The organism is bacterium (assembly GCA_019695335.1).
GTDB lineage: Bacteria > CLD3 > CLD3 > SB21 > SB21 > JABWBZ01.
Genome location: JAIBAF010000129.1, coordinates 1 through 3,152 on the forward strand (window position 1 = coordinate 1; position 3,152 = coordinate 3,152).

Below are 3,152 nucleotides of genomic sequence, written 5' to 3' on the forward strand. Positions count from 1 at the left end.
ATGCGTTTTCCTACATTAGCACCCGTGATGATAGCCCAGCGCTTTGAGCCTTCGTCCGTCATTTTCAATGTCACGATCGGGCGTCCGGCCAGACCCGGATCCATTCCCTGGTAAATATCCTGCTTAGCCTCGGTAATGACGGCTCCTGAAAGTTCTGCTGCTTTTTTCAAAATGTAAATAGCGTAGTATCCTTCAAAAACCGGCTTGGAACTGAAGATAATATCATTGCTCTCGCCGATCACGGCTTGAATTTCAGGTTTGATTTTGAAATGATCGCCGACTTTGGTGTAAACAAGCGATTTGATGAAATCTACATTTTTTTCTTCGATATAAAAATCATAACCGGTTTGCCCAATCTGCTGTCCATGTAAATATTGTGTAAAAGGACGGGCGTTGGTGATTCCGGCGGCAGTTGAATCTCTGTTTGTAGAATCTTTTTCTGCTTTCTGCAATTCTGCGGTCAAGCCGGATGTTTGTTCTTTTTTCGTTGTATCGGGCGCAGAAGTATCCATCGCCGCAATTGTCTTAGTTAGGCTGTCATTTTTTGCAAAAAAAGCATCCAGTTTTTCAAATACATTCGATGCATCTTGGGGATCACGTACGAGTTTGAATTCAAGTAACGCCGTCTGTTGAATCAGATTTTTTGCCTGAGCAGGGTCTTCGATACCAGGCAATTCAACAATAATTCGGTGATCGCCTTGTTTCTGAATCGTCGGCTCGCTCACGCCGAATTGATCAACACGATTACGAATAATCTGTTGTGCACGATCGACGGCATCTTTTGCTTCTTCGTTCAGATATTTAATTACGCCGGCATCGTCTTTATGTTTTTCACCCCAGTAATTTACCATCGGCACTTTAGCATCAGCAAAATGTTTTTCCAAAATCGTGGTAAAACTCAAGTCCGGATGTTGGCGATATTCCGTCGAAGCCTCTTCGAAAAGTTTTGTAAATGCAGCATCTTTGGTTTTGGCGAGCGTTTCGAACAACGTCACTACGTCCGCTTCCATGACCAAGTGAATCCCCCCCTTCAAATCGAGTCCGAGATTGATAGACTTGCCTTGAAGATCGTGGAGTTGTTTGGTTCCTTCCGCCGTCTTTTGCAGATCTTGTTTCTCTGAATCCGTCAGACCGTAAAATTTAAACGTGGGCCACAATGCATAAAGAGACAAAGCAACGCATACGAGAATAATGCCCAGTCTCATATTTTTGTTTTTAATCATTCCAGAAAATCCTCCGGTAGTTACTTTAATTCAGCTATAAACATCAAAAAATTGTATCGGTTCATCAAAAAAGAACAGATATCCAAAAAAGAGTGCCCAATATATCCTTTGAGGCTAAAAAAGTCAAGGCCATATTGGGATTAATTCACTCCCTAAAGCGACTTGAGTTTTCTGTGTTACAACGTTTGAAGCAATTTTCTGACCTCTGCGACCAATTCACCAAAAGGGGCCCGCTTGATGTATTCTGAAAATTGTTTGCGGCTGTCGGCACTGCGTTTCAAATCCCGATAAACTAATCCAAGATAATAATGATTGACAGCTGCTTCTTTATCAAAATAACCGGCCTGTTGTTTAACTGTTTCTTCGAGGAGCTTCATAGCGGATGGCAGATCCTTTTGTTTGTAGTAAATAATACCTTTCACGCCGGTATACAGAAAGTTAGATGAATCCAATTCAATCGCTCGGTCAATCCATTTCATAGCCGAGGCCGGGTCTTTCCCTGTACGCGCCATCAAATAAGCAAGCCGGTATGCTGCATAGTCTGAATTTGATTTTTGTTCTAATGCCAGAAGATAAAATTCAATCGCACGATCATATAAGGCTGCCTCTTCACAATCCTGAGCAATTTCAGTAAATATTCGCGCTTTATTAGGCAGCATAGCGATGGCAATATCAAACTGTGCTTTTGCCAAATCCTGTTTGCCCCATTGCTCATACACAACTCCCAAATGGCGATAAGCAAAATCGCTGTATACATCATACGCGATCGTCGCTTTCAATTCGGATTCAGCCTTACTGAAATAAGCTTCGGCTGAATCTTTTTTACCGGCTTGCCTATACGCCATCGCCATTTTGAAATGAATCCATCCAAGCGTGTCGAAATAATATGGATTGCGTTGTGACAATTCTATCGACTTGATCGACATCTTTTCGGCTTCATTCAATCGCGTGTTTTCTGTAGCTAAGTACCAAGCATAATTATTATAGGTCCCGTTCTCATCTGGGAATTTTTTGATATTTTCATCGTAGAGCGAATCGGCCAGCACGAACATATCGCCCAGCACATATACGTCGGCATACAATTGATCCAGATTGGGAAATCCGGGATTGGTTTGTTTGATCACATCTGTGGATTCCAGAATTTTCCTGATCAATTTCGATTTTTTCTCAGATGTAAGAAAACGGTAATTAATTTCGTTCTGATAAATGCCGCTGAGCGTCAGGTAATTGCCCACATTTTCCGGTTCATATTTAATGGCCAGTTTTGCCTGTTCATACGCCTGATCGAAATCATCGATTTCGGCCAAAAAACCGGCCAGGATTGTTCGCGGTCCGGAAGTGAGCGGGTTGATCTTGACCGCTTGTTTGATTTCGGCAATGGCTTCATCGTATTTTTTTTGTGCAAAAAGCGCGCTTGCCGTAAAAATATAATTATTGATATTGGACTCGTCTAATTGCTTCGCTTTTTTCATCACTTGGAGTACTTTATCATAATCATATTGCGACAAGAGCAGGCTGGCGTTACGCAGAACGAGATCAACACTGTTGGGATTGAGTTGTAATAACGTGTCCAGTACGGCCGTGGCTTTGTCCGTTTCATCTTTCGCCAAATGAACAAGCATAATACCTTCCAGCGCACCTTCGTAATTTGGCAGCAACTGCAATGCTTCTCTGAATAATCCAACAGCTTTGTCATAATTATGATCACCCATAGCTTTATCGCCGGACCATTTGGTTTCAACGGCTTTGTTGGTAGTGATCGGTCCTTCCGTTACGATGATGTTTTTATCAAAAGGAACGACAATGGCGCATTCGTTGCCGCTTTGTTTCCATTCTCTCAAAAAATCATCATACGCTACGGCATGGTCATTAGCCACAGTCGGATCGTGCATGATAATTTGATGTTTGGTTTCGTCATAGCCAATAACG

Annotated in this window: 2 protein-coding genes; both read right to left on the reverse strand. The window is 42.3% G+C overall.

Features of this window, described 5'->3' with window-relative positions:
- A partial coding sequence (locus K1X84_16895) for a hypothetical protein (protein ID MBX7153307.1) occupies nucleotides 1-1,223 on the reverse strand: 1,223 nt, incomplete at its 3' end.
- A gap of 176 nt (nucleotides 1,224-1,399) precedes the next feature.
- Nucleotides 1,400-3,152 (reverse strand): tetratricopeptide repeat protein (locus K1X84_16900; protein MBX7153308.1); only part of this gene is annotated, 1,753 nt, incomplete at its 5' end.